The sequence below is a fragment of the Enterobacter sp. A8 genome (assembly GCF_004296595.1).
In the GTDB taxonomy this organism is placed as follows: Bacteria; Pseudomonadota; Gammaproteobacteria; order Enterobacterales; family Enterobacteriaceae; genus Enterobacter; species Enterobacter cloacae.
Genome location: NZ_SCMF01000007.1, coordinates 16872 through 32385 on the forward strand (window position 1 = coordinate 16872; position 15514 = coordinate 32385).

Annotated in this window: 16 protein-coding genes; 7 read left to right on the forward strand and 9 right to left on the reverse strand. The window is 54.1% G+C overall.

The features are described 5' to 3' along the window. From pqiB to rmf, 3 genes are all read left to right on the forward strand, one after another. Positions 1-1641 (forward strand): intermembrane transport protein PqiB, encoded by a 1641-nt coding sequence (pqiB, locus tag EQV24_RS20920; protein WP_013097263.1) that lies wholly within the window; start codon positions 1-3, stop codon positions 1639-1641. Next, positions 1638-2204, forward strand: coding sequence for a membrane integrity-associated transporter subunit PqiC (gene pqiC, locus EQV24_RS20925; RefSeq protein ID WP_020689691.1), 567 nt, complete (start codon positions 1638-1640; stop codon positions 2202-2204). The genes pqiB and pqiC overlap by 4 nt, the downstream gene beginning before the upstream one ends. 256 nt (positions 2205-2460) lie before the next feature. Continuing rightward, positions 2461-2628, forward strand: a complete 168-nt coding sequence (rmf, locus tag EQV24_RS20935; protein ID WP_013097261.1) for a ribosome modulation factor — start codon at positions 2461-2463, stop codon at positions 2626-2628. Positions 2629-2700: 72 nt separating this feature from the next. Here the strand turns inward: rmf and fabA are convergent, their stop codons facing one another. Together fabA and EQV24_RS20945 are read right to left on the reverse strand one after the other, a co-directional pair. After that, on the reverse strand, positions 2701-3219 hold the full coding sequence (gene fabA, locus EQV24_RS20940; RefSeq protein WP_013097260.1) for a bifunctional 3-hydroxydecanoyl-ACP dehydratase/trans-2-decenoyl-ACP isomerase: 519 nt from the start codon (positions 3217-3219) through the stop codon (positions 2701-2703). Between the two features lie 68 nt (positions 3220-3287). Beyond that, positions 3288-5048, reverse strand: coding sequence for a Lon protease family protein (locus EQV24_RS20945; RefSeq protein ID WP_130627007.1), 1761 nt, complete (start codon positions 5046-5048; stop codon positions 3288-3290). A gap of 186 nt (positions 5049-5234) precedes the next feature. Between EQV24_RS20945 and matP the strand changes: the two genes are divergently transcribed. Further along, positions 5235-5687, forward strand: coding sequence for a macrodomain Ter protein MatP (matP, locus tag EQV24_RS20950; protein ID WP_013097258.1), 453 nt, complete (start codon positions 5235-5237; stop codon positions 5685-5687). A 63-nt stretch (positions 5688-5750) separates the two neighbouring features. Here matP and ompA read toward each other — a convergent pair whose 3' ends face one another. Next, positions 5751-6806 carry a porin OmpA gene (gene ompA, locus EQV24_RS20955; RefSeq protein ID WP_028027914.1) on the reverse strand — a complete coding sequence of 352 codons (1056 nt, stop codon included), beginning with the start codon at positions 6804-6806 and terminating at the stop codon, positions 5751-5753. A gap of 354 nt (positions 6807-7160) precedes the next feature. After that, on the reverse strand, positions 7161-7670 hold the full coding sequence (gene sulA, locus EQV24_RS20960; RefSeq protein ID WP_130627056.1) for an SOS-induced cell division inhibitor SulA: 510 nt from the start codon (positions 7668-7670) through the stop codon (positions 7161-7163). A 217-nt stretch (positions 7671-7887) separates the two neighbouring features. Between sulA and EQV24_RS20965 the strand changes: the two genes are divergently transcribed. Beyond that, the gene (locus EQV24_RS20965; protein WP_013097255.1) at positions 7888-8514 is read left to right on the forward strand and encodes a TfoX/Sxy family DNA transformation protein; all 627 of its coding nucleotides are present in this window, start codon (positions 7888-7890) and stop codon (positions 8512-8514) included. On the opposite strand, the gene yccS is transcribed toward EQV24_RS20965, so the two are convergent. Together yccS and EQV24_RS20975 are read right to left on the reverse strand one after the other, a co-directional pair. Then, a complete protein-coding gene (gene yccS, locus EQV24_RS20970; RefSeq protein WP_014831317.1) occupies positions 8471-10633 on the reverse strand; it encodes a YccS family putative transporter in 2163 nt (720 codons plus the stop codon). The two genes, EQV24_RS20965 and yccS, sit on opposite strands and share 44 nt — an antisense overlap. Positions 10634-10652: 19 nt before the next feature. Continuing rightward, positions 10653-11099, reverse strand: a complete 447-nt coding sequence (locus EQV24_RS20975; protein WP_013097253.1) for a YccF domain-containing protein — start codon at positions 11097-11099, stop codon at positions 10653-10655. 122 nt (positions 11100-11221) lie between these two features. Here EQV24_RS20975 and helD point away from each other — a divergent pair, with 122 nt between their 5' ends. After that, positions 11222-13276: a DNA helicase IV gene (gene helD, locus EQV24_RS20980; RefSeq protein ID WP_040021610.1), complete on the forward strand. Its 2055-nt coding sequence runs from the start codon at positions 11222-11224 to the stop codon at positions 13274-13276. Positions 13277-13359: 83 nt separating this feature from the next. Here helD and mgsA read toward each other — a convergent pair whose 3' ends face one another. Then, a complete protein-coding gene (mgsA, locus tag EQV24_RS20985) occupies positions 13360-13818 on the reverse strand; it encodes a methylglyoxal synthase (protein WP_013097251.1) in 459 nt (152 codons plus the stop codon). Positions 13819-13898: 80 nt separating this feature from the next. Then, positions 13899-14561, reverse strand: coding sequence for a DUF2057 family protein (locus EQV24_RS20990; RefSeq protein WP_013097250.1), 663 nt, complete (start codon positions 14559-14561; stop codon positions 13899-13901). Between the two features lie 172 nt (positions 14562-14733). On the opposite strand from EQV24_RS20990, the gene EQV24_RS20995 reads away from it, so the two are divergent. Further along, positions 14734-15150, forward strand: a complete 417-nt coding sequence (locus EQV24_RS20995; protein ID WP_013097249.1) for a CoA-binding protein — start codon at positions 14734-14736, stop codon at positions 15148-15150. 33 nt (positions 15151-15183) lie between these two features. On the opposite strand, the gene hspQ is transcribed toward EQV24_RS20995, so the two are convergent. Then, the gene (gene hspQ, locus EQV24_RS21000; protein ID WP_013097248.1) at positions 15184-15501 is read right to left on the reverse strand and encodes a heat shock protein HspQ; all 318 of its coding nucleotides are present in this window, start codon (positions 15499-15501) and stop codon (positions 15184-15186) included. Between the last annotated feature and the right edge of the window lie 13 nt (positions 15502-15514).

Sequence of the window (15514 nt, forward strand, 5' to 3'; positions counted from 1 at the left end):
ATGGAAAATAAGAGTGGAGAGGCGAAAGTGCAGAAGGTCAAAAACTGGTCACCGGTGTGGATTTTCCCCATCGTGACGGCGCTGATTGGTGCATGGATCCTGTTTTATCATTACAGCCATCAGGGACCGGAAGTGACGCTCATCACCACCAATGCCGAGGGGATTGAGGGCGGTAAAACGACCATCAAAAGCCGCAGCGTGGATGTAGGGGTGGTTGAAAGCGCCACCCTGACGGATGATTTAACGCACGTAGAAATTAAAGCGCGGTTAAATGCCGGGATGGAAAAGCTGCTTCACGGTGACTCCGTTTTTTGGGTGGTTAAACCGCAGGTCGGACGGGAAGGGATCAGTGGTTTAGGCACGCTGCTCTCGGGCGCGTATATTGAGCTACAGCCGGGGGCAAAAGGGGCGCAGCCAGCCCAGTATCAGCTTTTAGACTCTCCACCGCTTGCGCCGCCTGATGCAAAAGGGATCCGCGTGATTCTCGACAGTAAAAAAGCGGGCCAGCTCTCACCTGGCGATCCGGTGTTGTTCCGCGGCTATCGTGTTGGCTCAGTCGAGACCAGCACCTTTGATCCGCAAAAAAGGACCATCAGCTATCAGCTGTTCATCAATGCGCCAAACGATCGTCTGGTGACCAGCAACGTACGCTTCTGGAAAGACAGCGGGATCGCGGTCGATCTCACCTCAGCAGGTATGCGCGTTGAAATGGGGTCGCTGACCACCCTGTTTGGCGGCGGCGTCAGCTTTGACGTGCCGGAAGGACTGGATCTGGGGCAGCCGGTGGCCGAGAAAACGGCCTTCAGGCTCTTTGACGATCAAAGAAGCATTCAGGACGCGCTCTATACCGATCATATTGATTACCTGATGTTCTTTAAAGATTCCGTCCGCGGCCTGCAGCCAGGGGCGCCCGTTGAGTTCCGCGGTATTCGTCTGGGTACGGTCGGACAGGTGCCGTTCTTTGTGCCGGGACTTCAGCAAGTACTTGATGATGACTATCGTATTCCGGTGCTGATCCGCATTGAGCCAGAGCGTCTGGTTAACCAGATTGGCGAGAATCAGGATATCGGCGCGCATATTACTGATTTGATGAACCGTGGCCTGCGCGGCTCGCTGAAGACCGGCAACCTGGTGACTGGTGCGCTGTATGTGGATATGGATTTCTATCCAAAAGCTCCGCCGATTACCGGTATCCGTGAATTTGGCGGCTACAAGATCATTCCTACTGTGAGCAGCGGTCTGGCTCAAATCCAGCAGCGTCTGATGGAAACACTGGATAAGATCAACAATCTGCCACTTAATCCGATGATTGAAGCGGCGACAGGCTCGTTGCATCAGAGCCAGGAGACGATGCAGCGTCTGCAAACCACGCTGGATAACATCAATAAGCTCACGGCAAGCCAGAGCATGCAGCAGTTGCCGCAGGATATGCAGAAAACGCTGCGTGAACTGAACCGTAGCATGCAGGGCTTCCAGCCTGGTTCGGCGGCCTACAACAAGATGGTGGCAGATATGCAGCGTCTTGATCAGGTCTTGCGTGAACTGCAGCCCGTACTGAAAACGCTCAATGAGAAGAGTAACGCGCTGGTGTTTGAAGCAAAAGATAAAAAGGATCCTGAGCCGAAGAGGGCGAAACAATGAAAAAATGGCTAGCGATTGTAGGTGCGATGGTGCTCACGGCCTGTAGCTCAGGGAGTGAAACGAAAAGCTACTATCAGCTGCCGCTGATGGCGCAGGCGGGTACACAGAGTACCGCCTCACAGGGCAACCGTCTGCTGTGGGTTGAGCAAGTGGCTGTGCCAGATTATCTGGCCGGCAACGGGGTGGTCTACCAGACCAGCGATGTGCAGTATGTGATTGCGAATAATAACCTGTGGGCCAGCCCGCTGGATCAACAGTTGCGCAATACGCTGGTGGCGAATCTCAGCAGCCAGCTTCCGGGCTGGGTTGTCGCCTCCCAGCCTCTTGGAAGCGACCAGGACACGCTGAACGTGACGGTAACGGGCTTCCATGGTCGTTATGACGGTGCCGTTGTCATCAGCGGAGAATGGCTGCTTAACCATCAGGGACAGCTGATTAAGCGTCCGTTCCATCTGGAGCTCAAGCAGCAAAAAGATGGCTATGATGAAATGGTGAAAGTGCTTGCCCAGGGGTGGGCACAGGAATCGGCCAACATCGCGAGAGAAATCTCCCGGCTGCCATAAGTAAAATTCATCATCAAAAACCGCAATCGGTCTGCCACTGATTGCGGTTTTTTTTTCGTTTTCACGTCAGACCGTTACTTGTCCCGGGTCACAATTTTTGTACAAATGATCTTCTGGCTAGCTCACAAATATGACATCCGTATGAATTTTGAACGTTGACGCTACGACTAATTCGGGGTATTCGTTATCTGTGCCTGCACGCATTGTGCAGTCACTGTTTTCTTTCCACCAGACAAAAGAATGAGGGAAACGAGGCATGAAGAGACAGAAACGAGATCGCCTGGAACGGGCTCATCAACGTGGTTATCAGGCCGGCATCGCTGGACGATCTAAAGAAATGTGTCCTTATCAGACGATTAATCAAAGGTCACAATGGCTGGGAGGCTGGCGAGAAGCCATCGGCGACAGGGCACTCATAGCCTGATAACGTCTCTTTAAAAACAGAAACCTCCGCAATGCGGAGGTTTCGCCTTTCTGAAGCCGCGTAAAGCAGCGTTTAGAAAGCAGAAGTATCCTGGAACAGGCCCACTTTCAGGTCGTTCGCGGTATAGATTAGACGGCCATCTACCAGCACTTCGCCATCCGCCAGGCCCATAATCAGGCGGCGGTTAACAATGCGTTTGAAGTGAATACGATAGGTCACTTTCTTCGCAGATGGCAGAACCTGACCTGTGAATTTCACTTCACCCACGCCCAGCGCACGGCCTTTACCTTCGCCGCCCAGCCAGCCCAGGTAGAAGCCAACCAGCTGCCACATCGCATCCAGGCCCAGGCAGCCAGGCATTACCGGATCGCCAATAAAGTGGCAACCGAAGAACCACAGGTCCGGATTGATATCGAGTTCTGCTTCTACGTAACCCTTATCGAAGTTGCCGCCGGTTTCGGTCATTTTCACGACACGGTCCATCATCAGCATGTTCGGGGCCGGTAACTGTGGGCCTTTCGCGCCAAACAGTTCACCGCGACCAGAGGCAAGAAGATCTTCTTTTGTATAGGATTCGCGTTTATCTACCATGTTCTCAGTAAGCCTTATTTTAGTGAAGGACGCAGGATAGCTAACACGTGTACGCTGAACAAGTCCGATCAGTTTGAACTAAACCAACCTAACCAGCGTAACGGCCACGGATAACGATGACGAGCATCTTGCTGGGTCGCCTGAGCAATGCGCTCCTGGATGGTCTGCATCAGGGTCGTTTGTCCCTCGCCGTCCCATACCAGGTTTGTCAGTAAGGGTAGTGCATCCTCGACGCCTTCGATGGCCCACAGGGAGAATTGTCCCTGCTCTACCGCATCCAGCAGTGCCTGGCTGAGGCTTAAATGGCGTGCGTTGGGGGCTGGAATAATCACACCCTGTTTGCCGTTTAACCCGCGTTGCTGACAAATAGAGAAGAAGCCCTCAATCTTTTCATTCAGGCCCCCCACAGGCTGGGCACGACCAAATTGATCGACCGAACCGGTAATGGCGATGTTCTGATTGATCGGGACTTCCGCCAGGGCGCTGATTAAGGCACACAGCTCGGCCATAGAGGCGCTATCACCATCCACTTCGCTGTAGGATTGCTCAAACGTCAGCGAGGCAGAGAAGGGGATTTGTTGCTCAAGCTGCAGCTCTGACATCAGGAACGCCTGCATGATCATCATGCCTTTGGCGTGGATGTTTCCACCCAGCTCGGCTTTCCGTTCGATGTCGGTAAACTCGCCATCGCCAATATGGACGACGCAACTGATGCGTGAAGGCTCGCCAAACGCACGCGGATGCCCGGGAAATTCAATCACCGACAGGGCATTGATCTGTCCGATGCGCTCGCCTTCGGTCTCGACCAGAATTTGCTCCAGCAGAATTTCATCCTGCATACGATCGGCCAGATAGCCTTCCCGCCACTCTCTTTGGGCCAGCATCTGGGAAAGTTGCTCACCGTTAAATGCGCTATTCCCACTGATCACACCCACTTCACGCAGCTGTTTGCTGATCCAGAGCGGACACAGCGGCAGCGTCTCCTGGTCACCGGTATAGCGAACCGCTTCGCGAATAAGTCCCGGCCAGGCGTCAGCCGCAGGCGTCGGCAGGGCAAAGCGGGCGGCAACGGCCATCACCCACTGACACCACTGCGCCATGTCATCGGCATCAGCAATCTGAATATTGTCTTCGTACTCGCTGTATACCGCCTGTGCAGCCAGCTCCGGCTCCATTTCCTGGAAATCAGCCAGCGATTCACGGTCACCCGTCAGCACCACGGTCAACGACAGCGGCAGGGAGGGGACAGAGACCGGCAGAGGACGAGACTCATCATAGCCCACCCAGTCAAAGCGTTGCTGGCTCACAATCGTTTTCAGGCGCATCCATAGCAGCGGCTGGGAGAGCAGGGTACGCAGGGAAATGATCAGTACGCCGCCATTGGCGCGATGCACCAGGCCCGGTTGCAGCGATAACTCACCATTGAACTGGCGAAGGCAACCAAAGAGTTGTTCGGCCTCGGCCCAGTTAGCGGATACCACTTCGCCCTTTACCGCAAAACGGCCATCAGCCTGTTCTGCGGGTTCGAAAGTGACATCATGTCCTGAAATACGATACTGGCCGCCGTAAATAGCATTGGCTTCCGGCTGCAACTGGCGCATGGCATCACCCAGAAGCGTTAAATACTCGGCTTCTTCCGGGGCTTTGAGCAGCATGAAGGGAGATGTCGCCCACGGGCTTAACACCTGCTCCAGTGCGTAATGCAAACGCGGTTGTGTATCGCTAAGTATGAATTCGTGTTCTTGTGCGAGGTCTGGCTGTGCAAACAATTCCTGATAACTTTCGGTATCCGGAACAAGGTCACGCCATGCAAGTTTCGTAATGGTCAAAGTTGATGTTTTTTAGTCAGATGTAAAACCGTGGAGTATACCGTAAGCGGGGGGCTCTTCCCAAGCAGGATTGGGGTTTTCGGGAAGCGAATCGCCTGCAATGCTTCACAGGATATGATTTCTTTTCAGCAGATTGCTAAAAAACTGATATTCTGAACAGAGTTACATGGTAACACTGAGATCGCAATGAAATATCAACAACTGGAAAATCTCGAAAGCGGCTGGAAATGGAAGTACCTGGTCAAGAAGCACCGAGAAGGGGAGCTGATTACCTGCTACATCGAAGCCAGCGCCGCACAAGAGGCCGTGGATATTTTGCTGACCCTCGAAAATGAACCGGTACAGGTGAATGGCTGGATTGAGAAACATATCAATCCGGCACTGTTGAACCGGATGAAGCAAACTATCCGTGCACGACGCAAACGGCATTTTAATGCTGAGCATCAGCACACCCGTAAAAAATCCATCGACCTCGAATTCATGGTCTGGCAGCGTCTTGCAGGGCTTGCGCAACGGCGGGGAAAAACGTTGTCAGAAACGGTGGTGCAGTTGATTGAAGATGCCGAGCATAAAGAGAAATACGCCAACCAGATGTCTACGCTGAAGAACGATCTTCAGGCGCTGCTGGGTAAAAAATAACTTTTGAGTTTCTTCAGATAATAAAAAACCCCGCATCGCGGGGTTTTTTTATAAGACGATAACTTAAGCCGCTGGCTGAGTTACAACGTCTTTAACGCCTTTAACTTCGATCTCTACGCGACGATCTGGTGCCAGGCAGTCGATCAGAGCAGCGCGAGCTTTAACGTTGTCACAGGTGTTGCCAGTAACTGGGTTAGATTCGCCCATACCACGTGGGGAGATCTTGTTAGCTGGGATACCTTTAGAGATCAGGTAATCAACAACAGACTGAGCACGTTTCTCAGACAGTTTCTGGTTGTAAGCGTCAGAACCGATACGGTCGGTGAAGCCCAGAACCACTACAGAACCGTCTTTAGGATCCAGGTTGCTCAGCTGGGTGTACAGCTGATCCAGTGCCTGCTGACCTTCTGGTTTCAGGGTCGCTTTGTTGAAGTTGAACAGAACGTCAGACTTCAGAGTGAAGTGCTTGGTCTGTACTTCTGGAGCTGGAGCCGGCGCTGGAGCAACAACTGGTGCTGCATCTTCCTGCTGGCCGAAGCGGTAGGAAACACCTACGCTCAGCATGCCGTTGTCTGGACGAACACCAACGGTAGCACCGTCACCGATGTTGTTAACCCACTGGTATTCCAGACGGGTAGCGATGTCACGGGTCATAGCCCACTCAACGCCACCAGCGAATACTGGGGAAACACCAGTGTCGTGGTCGTCACCAGCGATGCTGTTGCTGGAGTCAGCGCGCCATACCATGCCGCCCAGACGGGTGTACACGTCCAGATCGTCAGTTACTGGGTAACCCAGTTTAGCGGTCAGCTGAACGCCCTGAGCTTTGAAAGCGCCGTTTACGGTGTCGCCTTTGTATGGCATACGACCTAACCAGTCGTAACCCATTTCAAAGCCAACATACGGGTTAACCTGATAGCCACCGAACGCACCTGCACCAAGCTGGCTCTCGTGAGTCGGGCCATCATTGTTCAGGCTGCTGTTGTACCAGCCGGTGTCGTGGAACTGAGACCAGCCCAGTTTACCACCTGCATACCAGGTATTATCTTTCGGAGCGGCCTGCGCTACGGTAGCGAAGCCAGCCAGTGCCACTGCAATCGCGATAGCTGTCTTTTTCATTTTTTGCGCCTCGTTATCATCCAAAATTCGCCATGAAAATCTCAATCGAGAATCACGGTTAAATCCTTCACCGGGGGGCGTGGTCAAATATAAATCTACCGATATCTTCGGCTTAGGCCGAGCACCCCTGGCGATGTAAAGTCTACAACGTAGCTGAAAACTTACAAGTGTGAAGTCCGTCAGGCATATGAAAAAAAAAGTTCCGTATACCGATTATTTAACAATTTCTGAACGAAATTTGTGCAATAAAATTAAGAAGAACCGCACCAGACAAGCCTTGCCGCCGTTTTGGACGATGGAACTAAAAGCGCATCTTAAGGTCGAAAAAAATTCCAGGAAAACTCTTAAATTTGTTCAGTGATACAAATTTGAGTGAATTTTTAGCCCAGAAAGTTGTCCTCTGCGGTAAGAATCCTGGCGAACCGGGCGCATGATAAAGCCGATCGCATTGCCTTCTTCTGCCGCTTCGGTGAGGCGAAAATGTTCCTGCTCCGTCAATTCGTCTGATAACCATCCAATCACCACGCTGTAATTCCCTGTACGTAATGCCCGGATCATCGACTCAACCGTATCGCAAGGAGAGAGTTGGTTAATTTGCATGACCTTCGTCAGCGGCAGGCCTGCAGACTGAACCCATTCCCGGCTTAGTTTCTGCTGCGGCGTCAGCCAGAGCTGCCAGCGCGATTGCTGACCAAGCTGCTGCAAGAGCGGCAGTAACAGAAGTTGGGTCAACAGGGGCTGGTCTTCACGATAAACCACTTCACTGATAAGCCCTGTCGAAACACGCCCGACGGCGTTCTGTGCGACATCGCCAGCGGTAGAAAAGAAAGATGTTGAGCGATTTGCATAGCCTGAAGTGTACATAATCATTCCAGCCCTGTAGTTACTGTATGAATATACAGTAACCCCTGTATGCATAAAGATCAACCTCAATTTCGGAAAGCGACTCGCAAAATTCATTCATTCCTGGCGAACCTGAAAAAATCATCTTGCTCATCGGCAATAAGTTGCCTATTTTCCTGTTAACGGATCCGTTAGTAAGAAATGTCGTCGTTAATATCTGATTTTTAATGGAAATATCATGAAAAAGATATCTTATGAACGGATTTATAAATCCCAGGAATACCTCTCTCCATTAGGAGAAATTCATCATCGTGCGCTTTTTGGTGGCTATACCCTGGCCGTCGATGAGGCGGTGTTTGCCATGGTGTCAGACGGTGAGCTTTACCTTCGCGCCTGTGAGGAAAGTGCGAAGTACTGTGTAAAAAACGGATCCTCCTTTTTGACCTTAATGAAACGCGGCCGGCCGATCCTTCTCAACTATTATCGTGTGGATGACGGTCTCTGGCAGGATAGGGAGCGGCTGCTTCAGCTTTCCTCTTACGCGCTTAATGCCGCGCGTAAAGAGCGCATACAACGCTACCAGCGAAACCGGCTTAAGGATCTGCCCAACCTGACTTTTCAGCTGGAGGTCCTGCTCTGTGAAGCTGGGATTACCAACGAAGATACCCTCCGGTCGCTGGGAGCCAGAACGAGCTGGCTAAAGCTGCGGGCAAAAAATAAAGCACTCAGTATCAAAGTACTGTTTGCCCTGGAAGGGGCGATTGAGGGCCTGCATGAAGCGGCACTCCCGGCGGAAATTCGCCGGGAGCTGACGGAGTGGTTTAATGCGCTGCCTGAGCCACAGGAGAATCGCTCCTCCAGGTAGCGATTTGCTGTTGCAGTCGGCAAATTTCTGGCAGCAGAGCGATAAGCAGACCAATCTGCTGGAGAACCAGCGGCGCTTTGCTGTCGTTTCCTGGGTCAAGATGCGCAATCCGTTGAGCCAGTTCATCCAGCGCCTGCTGGACACGCGGTTGATCGGCTGGGCGGTGATGTAGCGCATCATCGACATAGCAGACAGCATCATCCAGCAAGGCAAGGATGCCCGGGTTTGTCAGTTTTTCGCGGTGGGCACCGAGCGTTGAGATATAGCTGGTGAAGGTATGGTTCAGGCACAGCAGGCGGAAAGCCGTTTCACGAATTTCTGCCGTGGCGCGCGGCTCCGTTGACATATTAGAGACTACGGAAGCCAGTTCAGCATCGCTGTTATGCGCATCACGTCGGGCAATGCGGTAAGCCAGACGGTTATCGCGTCCCTGGTGGTACTGTTCAAGAATGGCATCCAGATAGCGGCAGTTGGCATTCATCGCCCTGTCCAGGACGCGCGGCAAATTACGAAAACGCCAGTCGGGCCAGATAAAACTCACTGCCGCCCAGGCGATGGCACAGCCGAGCAGCGTATCGATCACGCGGGGCAGGGCGACTTCAAACCCTTCGCCCAGCAGATTAAAGCAGAGTAGCACCAGCAGGGTGATGAACATCGTCGCGTGGGCGTACTGCACATTACGAAAGGCGAAGAACAGCACCCCGGTGATTACGATGAGGATCAGCTGGCCTTCCACCGAGGGTACAAAATAGAGCACCGGTAGCCCGATTGCGACCCCCACCAGCGTGCCGATAATACGCAGCGCCAGGCGGTGTCGGGTAGCGTTATAGTTCGGCTGGCAGACGAACAGGCTGGTCAGCAGGATCCAGTACCCGTGATGTAAACCGGTTATCTGGATAAAGGCGTAACCCACGCACAGCACCAGCGACATGCGTACCGCATGGCGAAACAGGGCAGATTCCGGCGTAAAGTTTCGGCTTAACCGGAGCCACATATCGCTAAAACTGTGCACGCTGTCATCCGCGAGCTGACTGTCCGCCTCATTGCCCGGCAGCGCCATGGCCTGTTCAGACTCAATCGTTGCCAGCTGAGCATCAATCGCCCGCAGGTTATTGAGCAAAAATCCCAACGCTTTGATGTGCTCCGGCGACGTTCCGCTGGCTCGCACGCGGTCAATTGCCGCATCAAGATGGCTGAACACGCGTTCAAAGCGTGGATCGTGTTGATAAGGCGTGCGCAGCAGAATGGAGCGCGCCAGCTGCTGGCACGCCTGGGACTGCATGGAAAGCAGACGCTGGAAGCGGAACATAACGTCGCTGTAGCGAAACTTCTCGCGCAGGGCAGCATACTGAACATGAGACGAGCTGGCGCGTTCATGAATATCCTGAGCGGCAAAGTAATAGTGCAGCGTTCTGCGCGTCCCTCTCTGGCCACGGTCGCCGCGAAGCCGGGTAAGCAGCGACGCTTTTGTCTGGTTAAGCGTGGCGACAAGCTGGCCGTTCGCCAGAGCCAGATCGTAGAGCGGAGCCTGGCTCTCTTCTTCGATATCCGGGTCAAACAGCCGGGATTTGAGCTCAAGATAGTGGGCCAACTGCTCGTAACTGCGGGCAAGGTTATCCTGCAGAGGACGAACCGGGAAGATCAGATGGCCGGTTAATGTCAGCAGGTTATACCAGATGGCCCCCAGCAACAGCAGTACAGGCTGCTGATACCATTGGTCGTAAAGCGACACCCCCAGCATGGTGTAGATGGCAATCAGCAGGGCGCCAAACGCGATGGTGGCATAGCGCTGCCCCAGACCACCCAGCAAAATAAACCCGCTGGTGGAAAGCGTAAGACCTAATGCAAACAGCCACGGCCACGGGAACAGCAACTCCACGGACGCGGAGGCAATAAAAAAGCAGACAAGGGTGATGACCAGGTTGCGCAGACGCCCGGCAAGGCGATCGTCGAGATCCGCCAGCGCTCCCGCAACCACCCCCAGCGTGAGCGGAATGGTGAGCTTGACATCGTTCAGCCACCACGGCAGCGCAACCGTGCCGCAAAGTGCGATAAAAATCCTGACGTTATAGAGCCAGGAGCTGTTCCAGGTGTAACGGCGAAGCAGTGGGCTTAGCATAGACGCGGCCAGTCCTTAATCACTGAAAACGACGACGTGCATTCGCTTCACGCGCCGCCTGGGCCACTTCGACCGGAACTACCCTGCGCCCGACAGGCCACAGAGCGATGGCGGCGATCTTAAAGTTCGCGATCCCCACCGGAATACCAATGATTGTGATGCACTGCGCAATACCGGCAAAAATATGCATTACGCACAGCCACCAGCCGAAGAAAATCAGCCACAGAATGTTCAGCACGGTTCCGCCCGTGTTCATCAGCGCGCTTTTATTCTCCGGGTTCAGTTCGTCAACGTGAACCGCTTCATTCCCGTAAGGGATAAAGGAGAGTTTGGTGATTTCCCAGCAGGAGCGGGTCAGGGGAAGCGTAAAAATCAGGACGATGCTCACCAGGGTGGCAAAAAGCCAGGAAAGGGTGGTGGCAAAACCGCCCAGCACAAAATTCAACACATTCAGAACGGTACGCATAAACCCTCACTTCCTTTCGATAAAATTAACGCCCAATGATTGTAACGTTTTTTTAGGCTGGAGCACCTTAAAACTGGCAGTTAAACTATCAGGCAATTATCTCTTCGCGGATCCGGCTGGATATGGAACTGAAAGCAACTTCAATGGGCAAACGCCTGGCGCAACACCCTTACGACAAGGTTGTCCTCCTCAACGCGGGAGTAAAGGTCTCCGGTGAACGCCACGAATACCTCATTCCGTTCAATCAACTCCTGGCCATCCACTGCAAACGCGGGCTGGTATGGGGCGAACTGGAGTTTGTGCTCCCTGCAGATAAAGTCGTACGTCTTCACGGTACGGAGTGGGGCGAAACCCAGCGTTTTCATCATCATCTGAACCAGCTCTGGCAGCAGTGGAGTCACGATATGAGCGTGATAGCCGCACAGGTCCTGCAGCAGGTGCTGAGTGATATCGCGCAGAGTAATGCCCAACAAACATGGCTGACCCGTCAGCAGACCGCCGGTCTGCAGCAAAAAATCAGGCAGGCGCTGACGGCGCTGCCGTTACCGGTGACGCGTCTCAATGAGTTTGATAATTGCCGTGACGCCTGGCGACAGTGTCAGGCCTGGCTGAGCGACGCAGACAAGAGCCGGCTGGCGCATAACCAGGCGTGGACTGACGAAATGCTCACCCGCTATGCCGATTTCTTCAGTACGGTGGAGTCGTCGCCGCTGAATCCTGCCCAGGCTCGCGCCGTGGTTAACGGCGAACAATCGCTGCTGGTGCTCGCGGGGGCCGGGAGCGGCAAAACGTCCGTACTGGTCGCGCGGGCGGGGTGGTTGCTGACAACGGGCGAGGCCGTCGCCGATCAGATCCTGCTGCTGGCGTTTGGTCGCAAGGCGGCGCAGGAGATGGACGAACGCATTCAGGAGCGTTTGCACACCCGGGATATTACCGCCCGAACCTTCCATGCCCTTGCCCTGCACATCATTCAGCAGGGCAGCAAAAAAGTCCCTTCCATCAGTAAACTGGAAAACGACACCCAGGCGCGTCAGGCCCTGTTTATTAAGGCGTGGCGGCAGCAGTGCAGCGAGAAAAAAGCGCAGGCGAAAGGGTGGCGACAGTGGCTGGAAGACGAGCTCAACTGGGACGTGCCGGAAGGCAGTTTCTGGCAGGATGAAAAGCTGGCGCGTCGGCTTGGCTCGCGTCTCGACCGCTGGGTGAGCCTGATGCGTATGCACGGCGGAACCCAAGCCGAGATGATTGAGAGTGCGCCGGAGGACATCCGCGCGCTTTTTTCAAAGCGGGTCAAACTGATGGCACCGCTGCTGAAAGCCTGGAAAACAGCGCTGAAGGAGGAAAACGCCGTCGACTTCTCAGGCCTGATCCATCAGGCCATCATCATTCTGGAGAAGGGGCGCTTCGTCAGTCCGTGGAAACATATTCTGGTTGATGAGTTCCAGGATATCTCTCCGCAGCGTGCCGCGCTGCTTTCGGCGTTACGGGCGCAAAATAAACATACCTCTCTGTTTGCCGTAGGGGATGACTGGCAGGCCATCTACCGCTTTAGCGGCGCGCAGCTTTCACTGACCACCGCGTTCCATCACTATTTTGGCGAAGGCGATCGCAGCGATCTGGATACCACCTACCGCTTTAACTCCCGAATTGGTGAAATTGCGAACCGCTTTATTCAGCAGAACCCCCATCAGCTGGCCAAGCCGCTTAATAGTCTGAGGGCGGGAGATAAAAAAGCCGTAACCCTGCTGGCGGACGACCAGCTTGAGCCGCTGCTGGACAAACTCAGCGGCTACGCAAAGCCAGATGAACGTATTCTGGTGCTGGCGCGTTATCACCATCTAAAACCTGCGGCGCTGGAGAAGGCGGCGACTCGCTGGCCGAAGCTGCAGCTTGATTTTATGACCATCCACGCAAGCAAAGGCCAGCAGGCCGATTACGTCATTGTGGTCGGGCTGAAAGAGGGGAGCGATGGGTTCCCGGCCCCTGCCCGTGAGTCGGTGATGGAAGAAGCATTACTGCCGGTACCGGAGGATTTCCCGGATGCCGAAGAGCGGCGTTTGCTGTACGTGGCGATCACCCGCGCGCGTCATCGCGTGTGGCTGCTGTTCAACAAAGAGGAGCCGTCAGTGTTTGTCGATATTCTGAAGAGTATTGATGTGCCGGTGGCGCGCAAGCCGTAGCGGGATTGCCGGGTGGCGGCTTCGCCTGACCCGGCCGACAAAACTCGTTGGCCCGTGCAAGCGTAGCGCCGCCGGGCATAACGCTACTTCAGTCTCTCGGAAAGATAACGCTGATAATCCGGGATGAGAATTTCAACCGGCGAGTTGAACTGCGGTGATTCAATGATGAAATCCGCCGTCGACAGGTTTGTCGCCACCGGAATATTCCAGACGGTGGCAAGACGCAGCAGCGCTTTCACGTCCGGGTCATGCGGAACCGCATTCAGCGGATCCCAGAAGAAGATCAGAACATCAATTTTCCCCTCAGAAATCTGTGCGCCCACCTGCTGATCGCCACCCATCGGGCCGCTCAGCATGGCGTTCACCTCCAGACCCGTTTCGCGGTGGATAAGGTTACCGGTGGTGCCCGTCGCCGAGAGGGCGTGCTTTTCCAGCAAGGACTGATGGCGGCGAACCCAGTTAAGCAGCATTTGTTTACAGTGATCGTGCGCAACCAGCGCAATGTGCTTGCGTGCCGGTAATGTGCGTGTTGTCAGTTCCATAATCATATCCATCAGGTTAACTGGCTACACGATGACGGGAACCGCCTGATGCTGCAAGAGAAAGGCGAAAAAAATGTGGCTTACGACGAAGGTTGTTGCTTCACCCACTGTAAAAAACGGGCTCGCGTGTCGGGATCGGCCTGCTGGAACCAAAATTTCAGGCGTTGTTCTGTCAGCGTCTGGGATTGAGGGGGGATCACATCCAGCTCTGAGACGCCGGACAGCAGTGTACTGTCGTCAGCCATCATGGTGGCAAACCGGGGCAGCGAGGCGCGCTTACCCGCTTTGTTATAGGCCTGGGTTGCGGCCTCATAATCTGTGCCCGTCGGTGACGACGTCAGCGCCAGAATATCCAGCTTCACCGGGATCGGGGTGGCATCGCCATCCACCAGTTCCACACGCGGCGAGGCGTCAAACGTCGCCGACTCTTTTTCCGTTTCCAGACGCGGCAACGTAAAGTTCACCTGGCTTACCTGCTGGGTGTTAAAGCTCATAATCAGCGGGGGAGAGAGGTACGTTCGTTGTTCATGATTAGCAAGGCGGATGGTTTTTTCCACCCGGAACACCACCTGATGAGGGCCGTTATCCAGTTCGATGCTGTCTGCACCGCGTAATAACGAACTGGAGACTTTTTTCCCGTCCAGCACCAGCAGGTCAATGTCGGAAGAAAGCCGCAGCGTGGTTGCAAAAACGCAAACCGGCATCACTAACGCAATCACAGCAGTGGCAAGGCCGGCTTTCATAGGGGCTCCTGTTTAACGTACGCTTACCGCGATAATGTATCTAAATTTGTCGATAATCATGTTTACTAACATATAGACATATTCTGGCCTTTTGCTCTCATACATCTGTATGGGATGGATGGTTGAGATGTGCGCTTTGACATACACTTGTTAAAAAGCCAGGAGGAAAAGCATGAAAGAGAATGATATTGCCGAGATTTTGACGTCCACACGCACCATTGCGCTGGTGGGGGCGAGCGATAAACCGGATCGTCCAAGCTATCGGGTAATGAAGTACCTTCTCGATCAGGGCTACCACGTCATCCCTGTGTCACCAAAAGTGGCCGGTAAGACCTTGCTGGGCCAGCAAGGATACGCCACGCTAAACGACGTACCGGAAAAGGTGGATATGGTGGATGTGTTCCGTAATTCAGAGGCTGCATGGGGCGTGGCGCAGGAGGCCATTGCCATCGGTGCGAAAACGCTGTGGATGCAGTTAGGCGTTATTAACGAACAGGCTGCGGTGCTGGCGCGCGAGGCGGGGCTGAAGGTAGTGATGGACCGCTGTCCGGCGATTGAAATCCCCCGGCTGGGGCTGACAAAGTCATAAAAAAAAGCCCGTTATCGGGCTTTTTTTACACGCTTAGTTCCGCAGGCGCGGAGCCTGTAACTGTTTGCGGATAGTCTGAGCCAGTTCATCCATCGTGGGTTGCTCCGGATGCTCATCCTGCAATTCACTGCTTAGCTGCGCCTCAGCAAGATAAGTATGGACGGGTTGTCCATCATCACCTTCCATCACCACATGGTACCAGGGTGCGGCGCGAAGCTCTGCGTTCACCGCCAGCTCATCCGCCGACGGTTCATCAAGGGAATACTCCGGGTCGATATCCACGACCACACCCAAATACCCGAGCAAAGTGTGGCGGACCTGCTGGCCGATACCGAATTTGCTGGCAATCATAGTCACCTCCCGG